The sequence below is a fragment of the Vibrio sp. YT-19(2023) genome (assembly GCF_033337395.1).
The window spans coordinates 1-612 of sequence record NZ_JAWOQN010000723.1 but is presented as its reverse complement, the minus strand read 5'-3'; the positions used below and the strand labels follow the sequence as shown (position 1 = coordinate 612).

Here is a 612-nt window from a genome sequence, read left to right as displayed (position 1 = left end):
TCACACCATTCACCAGTATGAACATGACCCGAGAGCAGACAGCTATGGGTTAGAAGCTGCTGAAGTGTTGGGGCAAGATCCTAAAAAAGTATTCAAAACCCTGTTGTTTTGCCTTAATGGCGAGCCCAAAAACTTGGCAATAGCCATCATTCCTGTGGATCAAAAACTGAATCTAAAATTGGCAGCCAAAGCAGCAAAGGGTAAAAAAGCCGACAGGGCAGACCCAGACCTCGCCAAAACGACAACGGGTTATGTAGTTGGCGGCATTAGTCCACTTGGACAAAAGAAAGCGTTGCCAACCTTTCTACATGAAAGTGCAAAAGAACAAGAGACGATTTGTGTGAGCGCGGGTAAACGAGGCTTAGAAATTGAGCTTGCTCCGCAAGATCTTGTGGCTTTGACCAGAGGGCAGTTTGCCCCATTATGCTTGTAAGCCAGTTTGGGTTGAATGACCAACAAAGAAAAAGGACGCGAAAGCGTCCTTTATTGTTATTTTTTGAGGCTTAATGTGCCACTAGTGCGTTTTGCCGGTTTACTTGTCGTATTCGGATTGACGTAATGCTGCTTCGGTTTGCTCGGTGTTTGAGGCTTGTTTTGCGGTCTGCCATGCTC

General features: G+C 46.1%; 1 protein-coding gene and 1 pseudogene. One reads left to right on the top strand and one right to left on the bottom strand.

The window, feature by feature from the left end; all coding sequences use genetic code 11:
• Positions 1-433: Cys-tRNA(Pro) deacylase (gene ybaK / locus R7E78_RS28110; protein ID WP_318058884.1), on the top strand; the 433-nt coding region annotated here is incomplete at its 5' end.
• A gap of 56 nt (positions 434-489) precedes the next feature.
• On the opposite strand, the pseudogene R7E78_RS28105 reads toward ybaK, so the two are convergent.
• Positions 490-612: pseudogene (locus R7E78_RS28105) on the bottom strand (23S rRNA pseudouridine(2604) synthase RluF); the annotation flags it as partial.